Source organism: Pseudomonas sp. MYb2 (assembly GCF_002979955.1).
Classification (GTDB): domain Bacteria; phylum Pseudomonadota; class Gammaproteobacteria; order Pseudomonadales; family Pseudomonadaceae; genus Aquipseudomonas.
In genome coordinates this window covers 18,809-39,234 of record NZ_PCQC01000002.1, presented here as the reverse complement: position 1 = coordinate 39,234, position 20,426 = coordinate 18,809, and the positions used below count along the sequence as shown (strand labels likewise).

Below are 20,426 nucleotides of genomic sequence, written 5' to 3'. Positions count from 1 at the left end.
AACGATTTGTCTTCGATGATTGTCCCCGGCGTGCTCTGGGGTCTGGTGCTGTTTTCTGTGGTCAGCTGGGCGATCCTGCTGGTCAAGTCGGCGCAGTACCTGCGCCAGAAAGCGCAGAACAAACAATTCAGCAAAGCCTTCTGGGGCGCGCCGGATCTGCTCACCGCCGCTGAACACGCCAGCCAGTATCCGGGTTCGCTGGCGCGCATCGCCAGCAGTGGTTTCGAGGCGCTGCTGGTGGAAGATTCGCCGCGCACCACGCAACAACTGGCGCACACCATCAACCGTTCGGATCGCCTGGAGCGCAACCTGCGCCAGCAGATCCAGAAGGAACGCCGTTCGCTGGAAAACGGTCAGGCGATCCTCGCCAGTATCGGCAGCACCGCACCGTTCATTGGTCTGTTCGGCACCGTGTGGGGAATCATGGAAGCGCTGAAAAGCATCGGCGAAACCGGTTCGGCCAGCCTTGAAGCGGTCGCCGGGCCGATCGGTCACGCACTGATCGCCACTGGCGTCGGTATCGCTGTCGCGGTGCCGGCGGTGCTGATTTACAACTTTTTCCTGCGTCGTTTGAAACTTGCTTCGGCCGACATGGATGACTTCGCCCACGACTTCGACGCCCTCGCCTCGCGCAGTGCGTTTTCCATCAGCCGTCAGGCCATCGCCAGCAAAACCACCACCGCCGTGCGGGAGGCCAGCTGATGTCTTTTTCTACTCAGGACAGCGATGAAGTGCTCAGCGAAATGAACGTCACGCCATTGGTCGACGTGATGCTCGTGCTGCTGGTGGTGTTCATCGTCACCGCACCGCTGATGACCAACGCGATCAAAGTCAACCTGCCGAAAACCGACGCCGTCGCCCCCGCCGAGAAAAAAGACCCGGTGGTGGTCAGCGTCGATCAGGACGGCAAGTTCTATCTGGCGAAAACCGAACTGGCCCCGGAATCCCTCGAAGCCAGCCTCAAGGAGGTCAAGGCCAAGGACGCCGAAGTGCGCGTGCAGTTGCAGGCCGATTCCGCCGTCAATTACGGCCAGGTGGCGAAAGCCATGGCGTCGATCGAACGCTCGGGCATCACCAAGATTTCGGTGATGACCACCCACTGAGTGCGGTGCCGGGCGCGCAGTGAAAGACGCGCCCGCCACCGCCCGCTGAATCCTGTCGCAACCAGCCGACCGAAAAAACGCCACGCGTCTTCGGAGGGGATCGGCTTGCTTGAAGAAAGTGGTTTTCCGCACGCGGTATCACCGATAGCGGAGCAATGAGGGGCTCACAAGGCCAATTCGATAACGTCTGAAAAGTCGGAAATAACCATGCTGATGAACACTCCACGCTTCACGCTCAAACCCTTGGTGGCAACGATTTCTCGTCACCGTTTTGTTCCGTTGTATCTGGTGGCCATGGGGATGGGCGCCGGGACCGTGCAAGCCGCCGAAGAAGACAGCGCGGCCGTGCCCGCTGCGGCGGCAGTGGTTGCGCCGACCACACAACTGCAACGGGTCGAAGTGACGGGTTCGGCGATTCGCCGGGTCGACGCGGAAACAGCGGTGCCGATCACCATTCTCAAGGCTGACGAGCTGCGCAAACAGGGCGTGACCACCACCGCCGAACTGGTCCAGCGCATCACCGGCAGCCAGTCGATCAACAACAGTGCCGGCTCGGTCGGCGCGGCGACGGGCGGCGCCTCGTTCGCCGACATGCGCGGCATCGGCGCGAACAAGACGCTGGTCTTGCTCAACGGTCGACGCTTGGCCAACAACGCCTTGTCGGGCACCAACTCGGCCGGCGGTGCGGTGGATCTGAACATGATCCCGTTTGCCGCCATCGAACGGGTGGAAGTCCTGCGCGACGGCGCCTCGGCCTTGTACGGCACCGACGCCATCGGCGGCGTGATCAACTTCATCACCAAGAAATCCATGACCGACGGCCAACTGACCCTCGGCGGCGAAACCCCGACCCACAGCGGTGGCGGTGCAACCAAGGACATGAGCGCCAGTTGGGGCTACGGCGACCTGGAGGAAGACCGCTTCAACGTCCTCGGCGTGTTCAACTACAACAAGCAGCAAAACCTCGACGCCAACGACCGCTCCTTCGCCCGCGACTACGATCCCGGTCGCGGTCTCGATCAGACCTCCGGCACTGCATTCCCCGGCAACTACAGCCAGAACGGCAACGCCACCAACCCGCTGGCCAACAGCAATTGCAACGGGCCGAACCTGGTCGCGCGCGACGGCTTGTGCCGCTTCAGCACCCGCGAATACATCGACCTGATTCCGCAAACCGAGAAGACTTCGTTCTTCGGCAAGACCACCGGCAAACTCGCCGACGACCACAACGTCAATCTCGAATACTTCTGGTCGCGCAACAACAACGCCACCGCTGTCGGCCCGGCGCCGTTGACCGGTCTGACTCTCGACGGCTCGTCGCCGTACTACCCTGGCAACGGCATCACTCCAGCGCCGACCGATTTCACCCTCGACCCGACCCAGCCGGTCGATGTGAACTGGCGCGAAACCGCTGCCGGCCCGCGCGAATCGAAAGACCAAAACACCAGCCAGCGCTTTCTGCTGAGTTTCGATGGTCTGGTTGGCGGCTGGGACTACAACGTCGGCGCTTCGTACAACCAGAACAAAATCGTCTCCAGCGTTACCAGCGGTTATGTCAGCGATCAGGCGATGATCAATGGTCTGGCCAGCGGTTTGCTCAACCCGTTCGGTCCGCAGTCCGCTGCCGGTCAGCAGTATATCGATGACGCGGCGTACCACGGTGCCTACACCACCGCCGTCGGCCGGGTCGCCGGTTTTGACGGGCGCATCAGCCGTGAAATCGGCGACTGGTTCGGTGCAGGCCCGTCCGGCCTGGCCTTGGGCGGAGAATACCGCAAAGAGAAATTCCACCAGGATTTCGAGTCGTTCGCCGGTGACATCCAGAGCCTCGGTATCGACCCGGCCGGCAGCGTCGAGGGCGACCGCAGCGTGAAAGCCGCCTACGCGGAAATCAACGTACCGGTACTCGACAGCCTCGAACTGTCCGCCGCCGTGCGCCACGACAAATACAGCGACTTCGGCAGCACCACCAACCCGAAATACTCGTTCCGTTATCAGCCATTGAAAGAGCTGGTGGTGCGTGGTGCGTACAGCGAAGGTTTCCGTGCGCCGTCGCTGTATGAGTTGTATTCGCCGCGCAGCATCACCTTCACCCAGGGCTACTACAACGACCCGGTGCTGTGTACCGGCGGCGTGGTGCAACCGGGCGGCAACGGTGGCCGCGATTGCGGTCAGCAGTTCCTCAATCAGATTGGCGGCAACGAAGATCTGGCCCCGGAGAAGGCGCGTAACGTAACCCTCGGCTTCGTCTATCAGCCGATCAACAACCTTTCGGTGGGTCTGGATTTCTGGTGGATTCACATCTCCAACCAGATCCAGCCGTTCCCGGAATCCACCGTGTTTGATCAGTCCGGTTCCTACCCGGACCGCTTCGTGCGCAACGCCGACGGCACGCTCAACTACATCGTCACCGGCAACGCCAACCTCGGCATCGTCGAAACCAACGGTGTCGACGTATCGCTCGACTATCGCTTCCCGAACACACCGTACGGTCAGTTCGGTCTGGGGCTGCAAGGCACTTACGTCGACGAATACGACTTCCAGAGCACCATCAAAGGCCCGTTCACCGACAAGGTCGGCGACTTCCAGGGTGATGGCGTGATCGCGCGCTGGAAACACAACCTCACCGGCAGCTGGACCTTCGGCGCGGCGCGGGCGGCGCTGACCAACCGCTTCACCACCGGCTACAACGACTACGACCGCGATACCCACGCGCGCGTGGCGTCGTATTCGGTGTGGGATCTGTCGGCCGGTTACACCTTCAACAAAGTGCTGGATGTCGATGCCGGGATGAAGAACATGTTCGACCGCAACCCACCGTTCTCCAACCAGGCCTACAACTTCCAGAGCGGCTATGACCCACGTTACACCGACCCGCTGGGCCGCACGTTGTTTGCGCGCATGACGTACCACTTCTAACCGAGAGCACCGCAACTCCTGTAGGAGTGAGCCTGCTCGCGATAGCGTTTATTCAGTCAACCTTGCAGGGTCTGACTTGGCCTCATCGCGAGCAGGCTCACTCCTACAGTTTTGATCTGTGTGCATTCAGGAATTAAGGAGTGACTTCATGAGTTTTTTGCGCAACATGGCGGGCCTGCTTCTGGGCAGTGCGCTGCTGTGCACCGGCACCTCGGCGTTGGCCGGCGGCAGTTATGCGCTGACGGTGTACGGCGAGGCGCCGAAGTATCCGGCGAACTTTCAGCACTTTGATTTCGTTGATCCCAAGGCGCCCAAGGGTGGTTCACTCAGTCGCGCGTCGATGGAGATCGGCCAGTACAACTACATCAGCCCGTATGCCGATCAAGGCATTTCCGTGGTGCAGGTCAATGACTGGGTGTATTCGCCGCTGGCGTTCCGTTCACTCGACGAGCCGTACACCGTTTACGCACTGGTCGCGCAGCAGATCGAGCGCGACCCGCAAGGCTTGTGGGTGCGTTTCACCCTCAATCCGAAAGCACGCTTCGCCGACGGCACGCCGATCACCGCCGAAGACGTGCGCTACACCTTCAACCTGCTGATGACCAAGGGCAGTCTGAGTTATCGCCAGCAATACGCCGACGTCCAGGACGTGCAAATCGAAGGCCCACGGCAGGTGCGTTTCACCTTCAAGAACAACCTCAACCGCACCCTGGCGCTGGATCTGGCGACGATGCGCATCGTCCCCGAGCACTGGTGGCAAACCCGCGACTTCGCCAATGGCGGCGGTTTCGAGCCACCGCTGGGCAGCGGCCCGTACCGGGTGAGCAAGGTCGACGCCGGGCGCAGCATCAGTTTTCAACGCGATCCGGAATGGTGGGGCAAGGACCTGCCGGTCAGTCGCGGGATGTACAACTTCGACACGCTCACGGTGAATTTCTACGGTGACACCGACGTCGCCCGCCAACTGCTGCAGGCCGGTGCGTTCGACTACAACCGCGAGTTTTCTTCGTCCGGTTACGTGGTCGGCTACGACAGCCCGGCACTGCGTGATGGACGTTTGCAGCAATCGATTCTGGCGCCGGAAAAACCCACCACCGCCCAAGGTTTCGTCTTCAACCTGCAGAACCCGATCTTTCAGGATCGCCGCGTGCGCCAGGCGATCAGCCTCTTGTGGGATTTCGAGTGGACCAACAAGCAGATGATGCGCGGCTTCTACGTGCGTCAGAACAGCTTCTGGCCAAAGAGCGAAATGGCCGCCACCGCGCTGCCTGATGCCGAGGAATTGAAGATCCTCGAACCGCTGCGTGGGCAGATCCCCGACGAAGTTTTCACCAAGGTGTATGAGGCGCCGAAAACCGATGGCAGCGGCTACATCCGCGACAAGCAACTGCAAGCGCTGAAGCTGCTCGCCGAGGCTGGCTGGACGCCGCACCACAATCGTCTGGTCAACGCTGCCGGTGAGCCGCTGGAGTTCACTTTTCTCGACGGCCAAGGCGGTTTCGACCGCATGCTGTTGCCGTTCAAACGCACCCTCGCGCAGATCGGCATCATCCTCAACCTGCGGCGGATCGACTCGGCGCAATACATCAACCGCCTCAACGCCCGTGACTACGACATGATCGTCGCCACTTTCCCGCGCAGCGGCGACCCGATCGTCTCCCCCGGCCGCGAGCTGTACAGCCTGTATGCCTCGCAAAGTGCCACGCAAGTCGGCAGTTCCAATTCGATGGCGCTGGCCAATCCGGCGGTCGATCAATTGATCGACGGGCTGGTTCAGGCCAACACCCGCGAAGCCATGGTGCATTACGCCCGCGCCCTCGACCGGGTGCTGCAATGGGGTTACTACATGATTCCCAACTATTACTCCAAAGGCACGCCGACGGTGTACCAGAACCGCTTCGGCATACCCCCCGTGCAACCGGCGTACGACGAAGGCCTCAGCACTTGGTGGGAGGTATCGGCCAAGGCGCTGACCAGCCAGCAGATGCACAGCCAGCTTGCGGGGGGCCAGTGACATGTTGCGTTATCTGAGTCGACGCTTGCTGCTGATCATCCCCACGCTGCTGTGCATTCTGGTGGTGAATTTTCTCATCGTGCAGGCCGCGCCGGGTGGTCCGGTCGAGCAAGCTATCGCCCGTCTGCAAGGCTTCAGCGGACACAGCATGGGCGGCGGTGGCGAGGTCGCCGCAATTGGCGGTGCCGGGCGCAGCAGCCGGGGTCTCGACCCGGCGCTGATCGAGGAAATCAAACACCACTACGGCTTCGACAAACCGCTGCATGAACGCCTGTGGCTGATGCTGAAAAACTATGCGCAGCTGGATCTGGGCAGCAGTTTCTTTCGCGGCGCCAAGGTCACCGACCTGATCGTGCAGAAGTTGCCGGTGTCGCTGTCGCTGGGCTTGTGGGCGACGCTGATCACTTACCTGATTTCCATTCCGCTGGGCATTCGCAAAGCGATCAGGAACGGCAGCGCGTTTGATGTCTGGAGCAGCACGGCGATCATCATCGGTTACGCGATGCCAGCGTTCCTCTTCGCGATTCTGTTGATTGTGGTGTTTGCCGGCGGCAGCTACGTCAACTGGTTTCCGGTGCAGGGGCTGGTCTCGGACAACTTCGACAGCCTCAGCACCTTGGGCAAGGTCGGCGACTATCTCTGGCATTTGGTGTTGCCAGTGACGGCGCTGGTGATCGGCGGCTTCGCCACGCTGACGATCCTGACGAAAAACAGCTTCCTCAACGAGATCAGCCGCCAGTACGTGATCACCGCGCGGGCCAAGGGCCTGACCGAGCGCCGCGTGCTCTACGGCCATGTGTTTCGCAACGCCATGTTGTTGGTGGTGGCCGGTGTGCCGTCGGCACTGATCGAGGTGTTTTTCGCCGGTTCCTTACTGATCGAAACCATCTTCAACCTCGACGGCCTCGGGCGCATGAGTTACGAGGCGGCAGTGTCGCGCGACTATCCGGTGGTGTTCGGCGCGCTGTTCCTGTTCACCCTGTTCGGGCTGTTGATCAAGCTGATCGGCGACCTCTGCTACACCCTGCTCGACCCGCGCATCGACTTCTCGGCGAGGACTGCCTGATGTTCACACTGTCTCCTCTTGGCCAGCGCCGTGTGGCGCAGTTCAAGGCCAACCGCCGTGGACGCTGGTCGCTGTGGCTGTTTATCGGCCTCTGCCTGATTTGCCTTGGCGGCGAGTTGATCGCCAACGACAAGCCGCTGGTGGTCCGTTATCACGACGCTTTCTACTTCCCGATCCTCAGTGATTACCTGGAAACCGACTTCGGTGGTGAGCTGCCGTTTCAACCGGATTACGCCAGCGGCTACGTGCACAAGCTGATCGAGGATCAGGGCGGCTGGATGCTGTTTCCGCCGATTCCGTTCAGCTACGACACGGTCAATTACGACCTCAGTGAGCCGGCGCCGAGCCCACCGTCCTCAAGCAATTGGCTGGGCACCGATGATCAGGCGCGCGACGTGTTGGCGCGGGTGATCTTCGGCACGCGGATTTCGATTCTGTTTGCGCTGATCCTTACCGGCATCAGTGCGTTTATCGGCATCGTTGCCGGGGCATTGCAGGGTTATTACGGCGGTTGGGTCGACTTGCTCGGGCAGCGCGTGCTGGAGATCTGGTCGGGGTTGCCGGTGTTGTACCTGCTGATCATTTTGTCCGGGTTTGTCTCGCCGAGTTTCTGGTGGCTGTTGGGGATCATGGCGCTGTTTTCCTGGTTGGCACTGGTCGATGTGGTGCGTGCCGAGTTCCTGCGTGGGCGCAATCTGGAATACGTCAAAGCCGCGCGGGCACTGGGCCTGACCGACAACGAGCTGATGTGCCGGCACATCCTGCCCAATGCGATGACTTCCACCCTCACCTACCTGCCGTTCATTCTGACCGGCGCCATCGCCACCCTGACTGCGCTGGATTTTCTCGGTTTCGGCATGCCGGCGGGCACCGCGTCGCTGGGCGAATTGATCGGTCAGGCCAAGCGCAATCTGCAAGCGCCGTGGCTGGGGCTGACGGCTTTTTTTGCCTTGGCGCTGATTCTGTCGTTGTTGGTTTTCATCGGTGAAGCCTGCCGTGATGCATTCGATCCACGATCTTGAGCCAAGGAGCTGAGATGAACGACAACCTGATTGAAATTCGCGATCTGCGCGTGGCCTTCGCCGGGCAGGAAGTGGTGCACGGTTTGAACCTCGATATTGGTCGTGGCGAATGCCTGGCGCTGGTTGGTGAGTCCGGCTCGGGCAAGTCGGTCACGGCGCATTCGATCCTGCGTTTGCTGCCGGGCAAAAGCGTCAGCAGCAGTGGCTCGATCCGCTACAACGGCGTGGATCTATTGCACGCCAGCGAGCAGCAGATGCGCGGTTTGCGTGGCAACCGCATTGCGATGATTTTTCAGGAGCCGATGACTTCGCTGAACCCTTTGCACACGGTGGAAAAGCAGGTCAGCGAGGTGCTGGAGATTCACAAGGGGCTCAAGGGCCGCGCCGCCCGCGAGCGGACGTTGGAGCTGCTGGAGCTGGTTGGCATTCGCCAACCTTTGCAGCGCTTGAAAGCCTATCCGCATCAGCTCTCCGGCGGTCAACGGCAACGGGTGATGATCGCCATGGCGCTGGCCAACGAGCCGGAACTGTTGATCGCCGACGAGCCGACCACGGCGCTGGATGTGACGGTGCAGCAGAAGATTCTCGAGTTGCTGATCGAGTTGCAGCAGCGCCTCGGCATGTCGCTATTGTTGATCAGCCACGACCTCAACCTGGTGCGGCGTATCGCGCAACGGGTGTGCGTGATGCGCCACGGCGAAATCGTCGAACAGGCGGAATGCGAAGCGCTGTTTCGGGCGCCGCAGCATCCTTACAGTCGTTTGTTGATCGAGGCCGAACCGAGCGGTGCGCCAGTGCCCAGTGAGTACGAGCACAACCTGCTCGAAGTCGATGATTTGAAGGTGTGGTTTCCCTTACCGAAAGCGCTGTTCAGCCGCCAGCAGGATTACATCAAAGCCGTGGACGGCGTCAGTTTCACCCTGCAACGCGGCAAGACCTTGGGGATTGTCGGTGAGTCCGGCTCAGGCAAGTCGACGTTGGGCCAGGCGATCCTGCGGCTGGTCGAATCCGAGGGCAATATCCGTTTCGGCAACAAGCAGTTGAGCCTGCTCACTCAGCGCTTGATGCGGCCGTTGCGCCGGCAGATTCAGGTGGTGTTCCAGGACCCGTTCGGCAGCCTCAGCCCACGGATGTCGGTGCAGCAGATCATTGCCGAAGGCTTGCTGACCCATGGCATCGGCACCGAGGCCGAACGGGAGGCGGCGGTGATTCGGGTGCTGGAGGAAGTCGGCCTCGACCCGCAGAGCCGCCATCGTTATCCCCACGAGTTTTCCGGTGGCCAGCGCCAGCGCATTTCCATCGCTCGCGCACTGGTGCTGGAACCGGCGCTGATTTTGCTCGATGAACCGACCTCGGCGCTGGATCGCACGGTGCAGAAGCAGGTGGTGGAGTTGTTGCGGCAATTGCAGATCAAGCATGGGCTGACGTATCTGTTCATCAGCCATGATCTGGCGGTGGTGCATGCGTTGGCGCATGACTTGATGGTGATCAAGGATGGCAAGGTGGTGGAGCAGGGTTCGTCGCGGGAGATTTTCGCCGCGCCCAAACACCCCTATACCCAGGAATTACTGAAAGCCTCCGGCCTCAAGCCCAACACCCCCCCCTGTAGGAGTGAGCCTGCTCGCGATAGCGGTATCCCAGTGACATAAGTTTTGACTGACCCACCGCCATCGCGAGCAGGCTCACTCCTACAAGGGATTGGGGTGGGTCATTGAAATTTATTTTTCAGGCACTGCATCCAAACGCCTCCACCACGGGTAGTCCTTGTAACAGCCCTCTTCGGCTGTCAGCGGTTTACCCTTTTTGGAGAAACATACTGATGAACATCACCCAGCTGATTGGCCTCACCGGTTTGCTCGCCCTGTCGTCGACAACCTTCGCCCAAAGCAACTATCCCGACGCGATCAAAGTCCCGGATGGCCACAAGATCGCGATGGAGACCACCGGCGTCGGCGAGATCACTTACGAATGCCGCGACAAAGCCAATACGCCGGGGCAGACCGAGTGGACCTTCGTCGGCCCGAAAGCGGTGCTCAATGACCGCAGCGGCAAACAGGTCGGCACCTACTTCGGCCCGCCGGCCACCTGGCAGGCCAAGGACGGTTCGAAAGTCACCGGTACGCAACTGGCGGTGGCACCGTCGACGCCGGGCAACCTGCCCTATCAACTGGTCAAGGCCAATCCCGCCGAGGGCAAAGGCGCGATGACGGGCGTCAGCTACATCCAGCGCGTCGCGCTCAAGGGTGGCGTCGCGCCGGGCAGTGAATGCACCGCGGCGAACAAGGGCAAGCAGGAAGTGGTGAAGTACCAGGCCGATTACATTTTCTGGGCAGCGAACTGATCCCTAAGACTTATCCTAACCCCCTGTAGGAGTGAGCCTGCTCGAGATAGCGGAGTGTCAGCCGGCATATTTCTTGACTGACACACCGCTATCGCGAGCAGGCTCACTCCTACAACGGGAATTGGGTAGTGTGGATGTTTGGGGAATGTGAGCTAGATTGCAGGACATGTCCTTACCCGAATCCGCTTTCGATTACGAAGCCCGCCTCGCCGCCTGTGCCCGTGGCGAGCGCTCGGCCCTGCGCGATTTGTATGTGCAGGAAGGCCCGCGTCTGCTCGGCGTGGCCAAGCGGCTGGTGCGCGATACGGCACTGGCGGAGGACATTGTTCATGAGGCGTTTATCAAGATCTGGAACGGCGCGGCGGGTTTCGATCCGACGCGGGGTTCGGCGCGCGGCTGGATGTTCACGGTGACGCGGCATCTGGCGCTGAATCTGCTGCGTGATCAGAGTCGTGAGACGTCGCTCGGCGTTGAACACGAAACGGCCGGCGATGCTGACGAGTTCGACGCCCACGCGCATTCGGCGCGCATTCATCGTTGCCTCGAACAACTGGAGCCGCAACGCCGCCACTGCATCCTCCACGCCTACGTCGACGGCTACAGCCACGCGCAGATTGCCGCACGCCTCGACACGCCGCTGGGCACCGTCAAAGCGTGGATCAAACGCAGCCTCAACGCCTTGCGGGAGTGCATGGGATGACCACTGAATCGGCGCAGGAACGCGATGAACTGGCCGGCGAATACGTGCTCGGCACCCTGCCTGCCGAGCAGCGAATCGAGGTGCAACGGCGCTTACCCAATGATCCAGAACTGCGCGCAGCGGTGGATGCCTGGGAGCGGCGTCTGCTCGAGCTGAGCGATCTGGCGCCCGCGCAACAGCCATCGGCGCTGCTGTGGCCACGCATCGAACGCAGCCTCGAACGACTCACACCTGAAACGGTGTCGACCTCATGGTGGAACCTGCTGCCACTCTGGCGCGGGCTGAGTGCTGCCGGGTTGGCCGCGACCTTGATACTGGGCTCGATCCTGCTGACCCAGACCACGCCGAAGCCGAGTTATCTGGTGGTGCTGGTCGCGCCGCAGGACAAGGCGCCGGGCTGGGTGATCCAGGCCAGCAATTCGCGGGAGATTCAGTTGATTCCGCTGGGCGTGGTCGAGGTGCCGGCAGACAAGGCGCTGGAGTTCTGGACCAAGGCTGACGGCTGGCAAGGCCCGGTGTCGCTGGGTCTGGTCAAGCCTGGGCAGGCGCTGTCAGTGCCGTTGGATAAACTGCCGCCGCTGCAACCGAACCAGTTGTTCGAACTGACGCTAGAGGGTGCCAACGGCTCGCCGATCGGCAAACCGACCGGGCCGATTCAGGCGATCGGCCGCGCGGTCAAAGTGCTGTGAGCAAGCGTCAACCGGCCTTGGCCATGCAGCGTTTGTAGCGCTCGTCCACACGCTTGGCGAACCATGCGGTGGTGAGCTTGCGAGTGATCTTCGGGCTCTGCAAAACGATCCCCGGCAACACCGCACGCGGCAGGGTTTTGCCCTCGGCTTTCTCCGCCAATTCAAACACTCGTTGATAGAGCTTGGTCTCCTCGAATTCAAGGGTTTTGCCCTTCTCCAGTTGATCGCGAATCGTCGGGTTGCGCATGCCCAGCGACTTGCCGAGGGTACGCACTGCCAGTTCGGTGCCGCCGGGCATGATCGAGTCGTAGCGGATCAGGTCGCCATCAAGCGCTAGCGGGATGCCCGAGGCGCGGCTGACGGCATTCTGGAACGCCGCATTGCGGCTGGCGTACCAACCGGCGTTGAAGTCGGCGAAGCGATACAGCGGCTCGCGATAACTCACCGGATAGCCAAGCAAGTGCGCGATACCGAAATACATGCCACCACGCCGACTGAACACTTCGCGGCGGATCGTGCCGTCCACCGGGTACGGATAATCCTTGGCGTGCTGTTCGGCAAACTCGATGCTGACCTGCATCGGCCCGCCGGTGTGCACCGGGTTGAAGCCGCCGAACAAGGTGCGACCCATCGGCACCCTGCCGATAAAATCATCGAAGATCGCGCTCAACTCTTTCTCGCTGCGCGCGGCATTCAAGCGTTCGCTGTAGGTCTTGCCGGTGGTGGAGCGCACTTGCAAGGCACCACTGACCAACAGGCTGGGGATGTGCACTTTGCCGGCGCGACGGTCGATTTCGTCGCGGGCGATTTTGCCCAGGCCGGGCACGGTGGGGTCGGCCTGGAAGGTGGATTCCTGTTCGGCGACAGCCAGTACCGAGCAGAGGTTTTGCGTGGTCGGGCTGATGTTCTGCGCGGCAAATGCGGCGTAGATATCGGTGGCCCAGCCTTGGCGGTCGGCGGTTTTCGTCGGCATCAACCGGATGATTTCTGCCTTCACTTCGGCAGGCGGACGCGGTACCGGTTCATTGCTGCGCTGGCCCGCGCAACCGGCGAGCACCAGCAGTGCGGCGATGGTGATCGGTAATTGAAAGTTGTGCATGAAGCTTTATCCAGTCCGTTAAGCCCAAACCACCATACACAATCCGTGTAGGAGCTGCCGCAGGCGGCGATCTTTTGATTCTAGAAAACAAGATCAAAAGATCGCAGCCTGCGGCAGCTCCTACAGGTGATGTGTGTTTTGAGAGAGTGATGACAAACTGATTGCAAAACGTTACTGAGAAAATCTATCATTTGCACCTGGAGTCGCATTTGCGCAAGGAGTTCCGCGCCGCCCTTACTTTTTCCAACCGGCCGCGCGCCTCCAGGTCCCCAAATGCCCGCTTCAGCTCGACTCGCCGTCCCGTTTCGCCCGACGCTTATCGCCCTGCTGTGCTCCCTGACTGTCACCGCCCACGCCGCCGACGGCGATACCAAGGCGCTGGTGCTGGACGACGTCAACGTCAATGCCCAGGCCCCGACGCCTAACGCCCTGCCCCCGGTTTACTCGGGTGGCCAGGTCGCCCGTGGCGGCCAGCTCGGCGTGCTGGGTAATCAGGACATGATGGACGTGCCGTTCAGCGCCGCGTCCTACACCGAACAACTGATCCAGGACCAGCAGGCCGAAGACGTCGCCGACGTGCTGCTCAACGATTCGTCGGTGCGTCAGGCGTCCGGTTTCTCCAACCAGGCGCAGATCTTCATGATCCGTGGTCTGCCGCTGACCGGCGATGACATTTCCTATAACGGCCTCTACGGCGTGCTGCCACGGCAGATCATTTCCACCGACGCCCTGGAGCGCGTGGAAGTGTTCAAAGGCCCGAACGCCTTCATCAACGGCGTGACCCCGACCGGCTCGGGCATCGGTGGCGGCGTCAACCTGCAGCCAAAACGCGCTGGCGACGAGCCGCTGCGCCGCTTCACCACCGACATCAACAGCGAAGGCCGCGTCGGTCAGCACTTCGACATCGGCCAGCGTTTCGGCGAAGACAACCGTTTCGGTGCGCGGGTCAACCTGTCCCAGCGCGAAGGCGATACCGCCATCGATCACGAGAACCAGCGCTCGAAACTGTTCTCCATCGGCCTCGATTATCGCGGTGACGCTCTGCGTGTTTCCGGCGACTTCGCCTATCAGAAAGAACGCGTCAACGGTGGCCGCAACTCGGTCAACCTCGGCACCGCCACGCACATTCCGGATGCGCCATCGGCTGATACCAACTATGCGCCGAAGTGGGGCTACACCGACATCGAAGACACCTTCGGCATGCTCCGCGCCGAGTACGATTTGAACGACAACTGGACTGCCTACGCCGCTGGCGGCGCCAAGCACACCCGTGAGGTCGGTCGCTACAACTCGACCACACTGGTCGGCAACAACGGCGCGTCGTTCACCACTGGCTCATTCATTCCTCACGATGAGGACAACACCAGCGTCATGGCGGGCCTCAATGGCAAGTTCAATACCGGCCCGGTCAGCCACAAGCTGAACTTCGGCCTGACCGGCATCTGGGCTGAGCAGCGCAGTGCCTACGATTTTGACCTGACCAAATACGCCAACAACATCTACCACCCGGTGGAGACACCATCGCCGGTCGGCAACTTCGCCGGTGGCGACAACAGCGATCCGGGCATCGTCGGCAAGACCTTCAACCGCAGCGTGGCGATTTCCGACACCCTCGGTTTCTTCGATGATCGCCTGCTGATCACCGCCGGTCTGCGTCGCCAGCAACTGGTCGTGCAAGGTTACAGCTACGCCAGCTACGGCAGCGGCCCGCGTTCTTCGAGCTATGACGAATCGATCACCACGCCGGTCTACGGCATCGTGTTCAAACCGTGGGAACACGTGTCGTTCTACGCCAACCACATCGAGGGTCTGGCGAAAGGCCCAACCTCGCCGACCAGTTCCGGCGGTTTCCGCGTGACCAACGGCAACGAGGTTTACGCACCGGCCCGCTCCAAGCAAACCGAGGCCGGGGTGAAGGTCGACATGGGCACTTACGGCGCGAGCCTGGGTGTCTATCGCATCGAACAGCCGAGCGATGGTTACTGCGAAATCGACAGCGCCACCACCTGCACCTACGTGCGTGAAGGCGAGCAGGTCAACAAAGGCGTGGAAATGAACGTCTTCGGCGAACCGATCCAGGGCCTGCGCCTGATCAGCGGCCTGACGTTGATGGACACCGAACTGAAGAATACCCTCAACGGCGCCAACGACGGCAACCACGCCATCGGCGTGCCGACCTTCCAGTTCAACGCCGGCGCCGATTGGGATGTACCGGGCCTGCAAGGCGTAGCGCTGAATGCGCGGATGCTGCGCACCGGTGGCCAGTACGCCGATGCGGCGAACAACCTGAGCCTGCCGACCTGGAACCGCTTCGATGCGGGTGCGCGTTACGCCTTCAAGCTCTCGGAGAAGGACGTGACCGTGCGTCTGGGCGTGGAGAATCTGGCGAACAAGAAGTATTGGGAATCGGCTCAGGGTGGATATCTGACTCAGGGTGAGCCGCGGGTTGCGAAGTTGTCCGGGACTATTGATTTCTAAGGCTGAAAAGCCCCTCACCCTAACCCTCTCCCAAAGGGAGAGGGGACTGACCGAGGTGTTCTTGCAAGTTACACCGACTTGAAATATCGAGTCGAACTCAGGTTTTGAAAAGCACACAAATCGGCTCCCTTTCCCCCTCGCCCCCTTGGGGGCGGTCCGACGTTTCGGGAGGGCTGGGGTGAGGGGGTAAATTTCACTGTCACCAAAATCTCCTGCCGAACACCCGAAAAAAGGCCCCACAGCCTCACCGCTGCGGGGCCTTGTTCCGTCTGGCCGATCCACTGGCCACCCTCGCCTTCTGATCCATACTTGCTGCACAGCAAACGGAGGACAGGCCCATGCACCGCAGCGACGTATTGATCATCGGCGCCGGCCCGACCGGACTGGTGTTGGCCCTGTGGCTGAGCAAACTCGGCGTGCGCGCGCGCATCATCGATAAAACCGCCGCGCCCGGCACCACCTCACGGGCGCTGGCAGTGCAGGCGCGCACCCTTGAGTTGTATCGGCAACTCGATCTGGCCGACACCGTGGTACGCAACGGCCATCGGGTCGCAGCGGCGAATTTCTGGGTCAATGGCAAACCGGTCGCGCAGTTGCCGCTCAATCGCATCGGCGAAGGCCTCACGCCTTACGCGTTCGTCGAAATCTTCCCGCAGGATCAGCACGAACGGCTGCTGATCGAGCGCCTCGAAGACTATGGCGTGACGGTTGAACGCAACACCACGCTGGAAAGTTTCGAAGAAAGCGGCGACGGTCTCACCGCGCATTTGCGCCTGGCCGATGGCGAGCAGGAAATCTGTCAGGCCTGCTACCTCGCAGGGTGCGATGGCGCCCGCTCAGTGGTGCGCAAAACCCTCGACGCCGGGTTTCCCGGTGGCACCTATCAGCAGATTTTCTACGTCGCCGACGTCAAGGCCAGCGGCCCGGCGATGAACGGCGAGTTGCATCTGGATCTGGATGAAGCGGACTTTCTCGCCGTGTTTCCGCTGGCCGGCGACGGCCGCGCGCGGTTGATCGGCACAGTGCGTGACGAGCGCGCGGATCGCGCCGAAACTCTGGAATTTTCCGACGTCAGCAGCCGCGCCATCGAACACCTGAAAGTGCACATCGAAGACGTGCACTGGTTTTCGACCTACCGCGTGCATCATCGCGTGGCCGAGCACTTTCGCAGTGGTCGCGCCTTTCTGCTCGGCGATGCCGCCCATGTGCACAGCCCGGCCGGCGGACAAGGGATGAACACGGGGATCGGCGATGCGATCAATCTGGCGTGGAAACTCGCCGCGGTACTCAGCGGCGGCGCTGAATCAAACCTGCTCGACAGCTATGAAACCGAGCGCATTGCCTTTGCCCGCCGACTGGTTTCGACCACCGATAAAGTCTTCAGCTTCGTCACCGCCGAGGGACGCATGGCTGATCTGCTGCGCATGCGCGTGGCGCCATTTCTGATCCCGAAAATGGCCTCGTTCGAAGCCAGCCGCGAATTTCTCTTTCGCACGGTCTCGCAAGTCACCCTCAACTATCGCGGCATGCCGCTCAGCCAGGGCACCGCCGGCCACGTGCACGGCGGCGACCGCTTGCCGTGGGCGCATGATGGTGAGGGGGATAACTACGAACCGCTGCGCCAGCCGTGCTGGCAGGTGCATGTGTACGGCGACACCAGCGACGAAATGATCGCCTGGTGCCACGAACATCATTTGCCGCTGCACGTGTTCGATTGGCGCCCGGCGTTTGAAACGGCGGGGTTGGGGCGTAACGGTTTCTACCTGCTGCGCCCGGATACCTATGTGGCGATTGCGGATAACAGTGCAGATCCGAAGGTGATCGAACGCTACTTACGCGATCACGGGATCCGCCCGTTCTTTGCCTGCCTCTGACCCAAGGAAACCACAAGAACCTGTGGGAGCTGGCTTGCCAGCGATAGCGGTGGATCAGTCAAGATTGATTTTGACTGTGCTGACGCTATCGCTGGCAAGCCAGCTCCCACAGGGTTGTGCGTTGGTCTTTAGATCCCGGCCAGCGCCAGATCCATCGCAAAGTAAGTGAAGATCAAATCTGCACCCGCGCGCTTGATCGCGCCGAGGCTTTCGCGCACCACACGATCTTCATCAATCGCACCAGCCTGTGCGCCGAACTTGATCATCGCGTACTCGCCGCTGACCTGGTACGCCGACAGCGGCAGGTTCGAGGCCTCGCGAATGTCGCGGATGATGTCGAGGTAGGCGCCGGCCGGTTTGACCATCAGCGCATCGGCACCTTCCTGTTCATCAAGCAGTGACTCGCGCAGGGCTTCGCGGCGGTTCATCGGGTTCATCTGATAGCTTTTGCGGTCGCCTTTCAGCGCGCTGCCACCGGCCTCGCGGAACGGGCCATAGAGCGCCGAAGCGAACTTGGTCGAATACGCCATGATCGGAATCTGCGTGAACCCGGCGGCGTCGAGCGCCTGGCGAATCGCCCGCACCTGGCCGTCCATCGCTGCCGACGGCGCGATCACATCAGCGCCCGCGCTGGCCGCTGCCACCGCTTGTTTACCGAGGTTGATCAGGGTCTGGTCGTTGTCGACTTCATGGTTATGCATCACGCCGCAGTGGCCGTGATCGGTGTATTCGCAGAAGCAGGTGTCAGACATCACGATCATTTCCGGCACGGCGTCCTTAGCGATGCGCGACATGCGCGAAACCAGACCGTCTTCGCGCCAGGTGTCGCTGCCGTTGCCATCCAGATGATGCGACACGCCGAAGGTCATCACCGACTTGATGCCAGCACGGGCATAGCGCTCGATTTCGCTGGCCAGTTTGCGCTCGGGAATGCGCATCACCCCGGGCATGCTGTTGATCGGCACGAAGTCGTCGATTTCTTCTTCAACGAAAATCGGCAGGACCAGATCGTTCAGGCTGAATTCGGTTTCCTGGAACAGGCTGCGCAGGCTCGCATTGCGGCGCAGACGGCGGGGACGTGCTTCGGGGAACTGGCTGGACATGGGGCTTTCCTGAAATCGGCAGATGAGACGAAAGTCGTAGGGGGCGAAGCTTATGCCTTGCGGGGGTTGGGGTACAAACCTGGATCAATCAAGAGAGCGTTACTGAGTGCGCAATAATCTCACCGGATTGTGCACATCTCTTGTAGGAGTGAGCCTGCTCGCGATAGCGGTGTGTCAGTCGATATCAATGTTGACTGACACACCGCTATCGCGAGCAGGCTCACTCCTACAAGGGTTTGTGTTTAGTCAGGAGGGAATGGTCAGCCCTCGGATAACTGCTGGGCGGGCCAGGAAGCGCTCCAGCACACGGGTGACATTGGGGAAGTTGCTGATGCCGACCAGATCACCCGCCTCGTAGAAGCCGATCAAGTTACGCACCCACGGGAACGTGGCGATGTCGGCGATGGTGTAGCGCTCGCCCATGATCCAGTCGCGTCCTTCCAGGCGACCGTCGAGGACTTTGAGCAGGCGTTTGCTTTCGTCGACATAACGATCACGCGGGCGTTTGTCTTCGTAATCCTTGCCGGCGAATTTGTTGAAGAACCCCAACTGACCAAACATCGGGCCGATACCGCCCATCTGGAACATCAGCCACTGAATGGTTTCGTAGCGCAACGCGCCTTCCTGAGCGAGCAATTGGCCGCTTTTGTCGGCCAGATAAATCAGGATCGCGCCGGACTCGAACAACGGCAGTGGCTGGCCTTGCGGGCCGTGAGGGTCGAGGATCGCCGGGATCTTGTTGTTCGGGCTCAGCGACAGGAACTCGGGTGAATGCTGATCGTTGGCGTCGAAAGCGACCTTGTGCGGCTCATACGGCAGGCCAATCTCTTCGAGCATGATCGAGACTTTGACGCCGTTGGGGGTCGGCAACGAGTAGAGCTGAATCCAGTCAGGGAACTGCGCCGGCCATTTTTGGGTGATCGGGAACGCGGACAGATCGGGCATGGGAAGCATCCAGTCACAAATTGAACCCCGATCATAATGTAGGCGCTGCCGCAGGCTGCGATCTTTTGATTTTGAGCCTTTGAACAAGCGTAAAAGATCGCAGCCTGCGGCGGCTCCTACACGAACCGTAACATCCTGTCGTTAACCTGCAACCAAGCCGTTGGAACGAGCCGTTAAAGTGCTGCGCATTCGCCCGGATCGAACCAAATGGGCCTCAGGGGACTCTGAGCTATGCCTTTCTCGCAGAGGAAGCCGTTCACGACAGGGAAATCACCCGGTGCTGGGAGCCCGCGGTGCAAAGGTTTGTCAGCCTTAACCGAATTTGCTGAAGAATCCTTTATTACATGACGAACCTTTTGAGATTCGCCAAACGCTTCAAACATCGCGCCTATGTGGTCTTGCCCTCGCTGCTGGCGGTCAGTGCATTGTTCCTGTCGCTGGAATCCAGCGAAAGTCGCGCGCAACCGGTCGACGGCACCCAGACCCTGGTGTTCCTGCGCCACGCGGAAAAGCCGGAGGGCGGTCTCGGCCAGCTCAACTGCCAGGGCTTGAACCGCGCGATCGACCTGTCGACGCTGCTGCCGGCAAAATTCGGCAAGGCCGATTACGTGTTCGCCGCGAACCCGACGCGCAACGTCGAGGAAGGCGAACTGGACAACTCCTACAGCTACATTCGTCCGCTGATGACCATCAGCCCGGCGGCGATCAAGCTCGGCCTGCCCGTGAACATCGAGTTCTCCGCCAATGACACCAGCGACCTGGCCCGCGAACTGCTCGACGACAAGTATCACAACTCGACGATTTATACCGCGTGGTCGCACGGCTATCTGCCGGAATTGATCAACAAGGTTGCCGGTAAAGCCGTAGGCGGGAAGCAGAACATTACCGATGACTGGTCAGGCGATGATTTCGACTCGCTGTATGTGCTGACCCTGACCTGGCACAACGGCAAGGCCAGTCTGCAGAGCCACAGCTACAAGCAGGGGCTGGATCATGGCAAGGAAACCTGTCCGACCTGAGTCATTCGTTGCCTTTACAGGCCCCATCGCTGGCAAGCCAGCTCCCACAGTTAT

The 20,426-nt window shown here is 60.9% G+C and carries 16 protein-coding genes; 13 read left to right on the top strand and 3 right to left on the bottom strand.

The features are described 5' to 3' along the window. Positions 1 to 15 precede the first annotated feature (15 nt). From CQ009_RS02970 to CQ009_RS02925, 10 genes are all read left to right on the top strand, one after another. Positions 16 to 702: a MotA/TolQ/ExbB proton channel family protein gene (locus CQ009_RS02970; RefSeq protein ID WP_371920189.1), complete on the top strand. Its 687-nt coding sequence runs from the start codon at positions 16 to 18 to the stop codon at positions 700 to 702. Continuing rightward, positions 702 to 1,103 carry a biopolymer transporter ExbD gene (locus CQ009_RS02965; protein ID WP_007918272.1) on the top strand — a complete coding sequence of 134 codons (402 nt, stop codon included), beginning with the start codon at positions 702 to 704 and terminating at the stop codon, positions 1,101 to 1,103. Before CQ009_RS02970 ends, CQ009_RS02965 begins: the two co-directional genes overlap by 1 nt. Before the next feature lie 207 nt (positions 1,104 to 1,310). Continuing rightward, complete coding sequence (locus CQ009_RS02960; protein WP_177431024.1) at positions 1,311 to 4,022, top strand: TonB-dependent receptor; 2,712 nt, start codon at positions 1,311 to 1,313, stop codon at positions 4,020 to 4,022. Between the two features lie 148 nt (positions 4,023 to 4,170). Further along, positions 4,171 to 6,036 (top strand): extracellular solute-binding protein, encoded by a 1,866-nt coding sequence (locus CQ009_RS02955; protein WP_064388243.1) that lies wholly within the window; start codon positions 4,171 to 4,173, stop codon positions 6,034 to 6,036. Between the two features lies 1 nt (position 6,037). Continuing rightward, positions 6,038 to 7,102 (top strand): microcin C ABC transporter permease YejB, encoded by a 1,065-nt coding sequence (locus CQ009_RS02950; protein WP_105704826.1) that lies wholly within the window; start codon positions 6,038 to 6,040, stop codon positions 7,100 to 7,102. Then, positions 7,102 to 8,124: an ABC transporter permease gene (locus tag CQ009_RS02945; RefSeq protein WP_105704825.1), complete on the top strand. Its 1,023-nt coding sequence runs from the start codon at positions 7,102 to 7,104 to the stop codon at positions 8,122 to 8,124. The genes CQ009_RS02950 and CQ009_RS02945 overlap by 1 nt, the downstream gene beginning before the upstream one ends. A gap of 14 nt (positions 8,125 to 8,138) precedes the next feature. Further along, entirely contained in the window at positions 8,139 to 9,773 is a 1,635-nt protein-coding gene (locus tag CQ009_RS02940) for an ABC transporter ATP-binding protein (RefSeq protein WP_105704824.1), read from the top strand. 170 nt (positions 9,774 to 9,943) lie between these two features. Next, on the top strand, positions 9,944 to 10,465 hold the full coding sequence (locus CQ009_RS02935) for a DUF3455 domain-containing protein (protein ID WP_105704823.1): 522 nt from the start codon (positions 9,944 to 9,946) through the stop codon (positions 10,463 to 10,465). Positions 10,466 to 10,631: 166 nt separating this feature from the next. Then, positions 10,632 to 11,165, top strand: coding sequence for a sigma-70 family RNA polymerase sigma factor (locus CQ009_RS02930; RefSeq protein ID WP_105704822.1), 534 nt, complete (start codon positions 10,632 to 10,634; stop codon positions 11,163 to 11,165). Next, complete coding sequence (locus tag CQ009_RS02925; protein WP_105704821.1) at positions 11,162 to 11,854, top strand: anti-sigma factor domain-containing protein; 693 nt, start codon at positions 11,162 to 11,164, stop codon at positions 11,852 to 11,854. The genes CQ009_RS02930 and CQ009_RS02925 overlap by 4 nt, the downstream gene beginning before the upstream one ends. 7 nt (positions 11,855 to 11,861) lie before the next feature. Here CQ009_RS02925 and CQ009_RS02920 read toward each other — a convergent pair whose 3' ends face one another. Then, positions 11,862 to 12,953: a DUF1615 domain-containing protein gene (locus tag CQ009_RS02920; RefSeq protein ID WP_105704820.1), complete on the bottom strand. Its 1,092-nt coding sequence runs from the start codon at positions 12,951 to 12,953 to the stop codon at positions 11,862 to 11,864. 273 nt (positions 12,954 to 13,226) lie between these two features. On the opposite strand from CQ009_RS02920, the gene CQ009_RS02915 reads away from it, so the two are divergent. Further along, positions 13,227 to 15,431, top strand: a complete 2,205-nt coding sequence (locus CQ009_RS02915; protein ID WP_105704819.1) for a TonB-dependent siderophore receptor — start codon at positions 13,227 to 13,229, stop codon at positions 15,429 to 15,431. A gap of 338 nt (positions 15,432 to 15,769) precedes the next feature. Next, a complete protein-coding gene (locus CQ009_RS02910) occupies positions 15,770 to 17,305 on the top strand; it encodes an FAD-dependent monooxygenase (protein ID WP_105704818.1) in 1,536 nt (511 codons plus the stop codon). 128 nt (positions 17,306 to 17,433) lie between these two features. On the opposite strand, the gene hemB is transcribed toward CQ009_RS02910, so the two are convergent. Together hemB and CQ009_RS02900 are read right to left on the bottom strand one after the other, a co-directional pair. After that, entirely contained in the window at positions 17,434 to 18,408 is a 975-nt protein-coding gene (gene hemB, locus CQ009_RS02905; RefSeq protein WP_105704817.1) for a porphobilinogen synthase, read from the bottom strand. A 246-nt stretch (positions 18,409 to 18,654) separates the two neighbouring features. Further along, complete coding sequence (locus CQ009_RS02900; protein ID WP_105704816.1) at positions 18,655 to 19,353, bottom strand: glutathione S-transferase family protein; 699 nt, start codon at positions 19,351 to 19,353, stop codon at positions 18,655 to 18,657. Between the two features lie 344 nt (positions 19,354 to 19,697). On the opposite strand from CQ009_RS02900, the gene CQ009_RS02895 reads away from it, so the two are divergent. Beyond that, positions 19,698 to 20,372: a hypothetical protein gene (locus CQ009_RS02895; protein ID WP_064388270.1), complete on the top strand. Its 675-nt coding sequence runs from the start codon at positions 19,698 to 19,700 to the stop codon at positions 20,370 to 20,372. Positions 20,373 to 20,426: the final 54 nt, after the last annotated feature.

Coding starts and splice junctions, on each gene's coding strand:
- CQ009_RS02900 (WP_105704816.1), bottom strand. CDS start 19,353: ATGCCCGATCTGTCCGCGTTCCCGATCACCCAAAAATGGCCGGCGCAG.
- CQ009_RS02965 (WP_007918272.1), top strand. CDS start 702: ATGTCTTTTTCTACTCAGGACAGCGATGAAGTGCTCAGCGAAATGAAC.
- CQ009_RS02960 (WP_177431024.1), top strand. CDS start 1,311: ATGCTGATGAACACTCCACGCTTCACGCTCAAACCCTTGGTGGCAACG.
- CQ009_RS02945 (WP_105704825.1), top strand. CDS start 7,102: ATGTTCACACTGTCTCCTCTTGGCCAGCGCCGTGTGGCGCAGTTCAAG.
- CQ009_RS02940 (WP_105704824.1), top strand. CDS start 8,139: ATGAACGACAACCTGATTGAAATTCGCGATCTGCGCGTGGCCTTCGCC.
- CQ009_RS02895 (WP_064388270.1), top strand. CDS start 19,698: ATGACGAACCTTTTGAGATTCGCCAAACGCTTCAAACATCGCGCCTAT.
- CQ009_RS02950 (WP_105704826.1), top strand. CDS start 6,038: ATGTTGCGTTATCTGAGTCGACGCTTGCTGCTGATCATCCCCACGCTG.
- CQ009_RS02930 (WP_105704822.1), top strand. CDS start 10,632: ATGTCCTTACCCGAATCCGCTTTCGATTACGAAGCCCGCCTCGCCGCC.
- CQ009_RS02935 (WP_105704823.1), top strand. CDS start 9,944: ATGAACATCACCCAGCTGATTGGCCTCACCGGTTTGCTCGCCCTGTCG.
- CQ009_RS02970 (WP_371920189.1), top strand. CDS start 16: ATGATTGTCCCCGGCGTGCTCTGGGGTCTGGTGCTGTTTTCTGTGGTC.
- CQ009_RS02920 (WP_105704820.1), bottom strand. CDS start 12,953: ATGCACAACTTTCAATTACCGATCACCATCGCCGCACTGCTGGTGCTC.
- CQ009_RS02925 (WP_105704821.1), top strand. CDS start 11,162: ATGACCACTGAATCGGCGCAGGAACGCGATGAACTGGCCGGCGAATAC.
- hemB (WP_105704817.1), bottom strand. CDS start 18,408: ATGTCCAGCCAGTTCCCCGAAGCACGTCCCCGCCGTCTGCGCCGCAAT.
- CQ009_RS02955 (WP_064388243.1), top strand. CDS start 4,171: ATGAGTTTTTTGCGCAACATGGCGGGCCTGCTTCTGGGCAGTGCGCTG.
- CQ009_RS02910 (WP_105704818.1), top strand. CDS start 15,770: ATGCACCGCAGCGACGTATTGATCATCGGCGCCGGCCCGACCGGACTG.
- CQ009_RS02915 (WP_105704819.1), top strand. CDS start 13,227: ATGCCCGCTTCAGCTCGACTCGCCGTCCCGTTTCGCCCGACGCTTATC.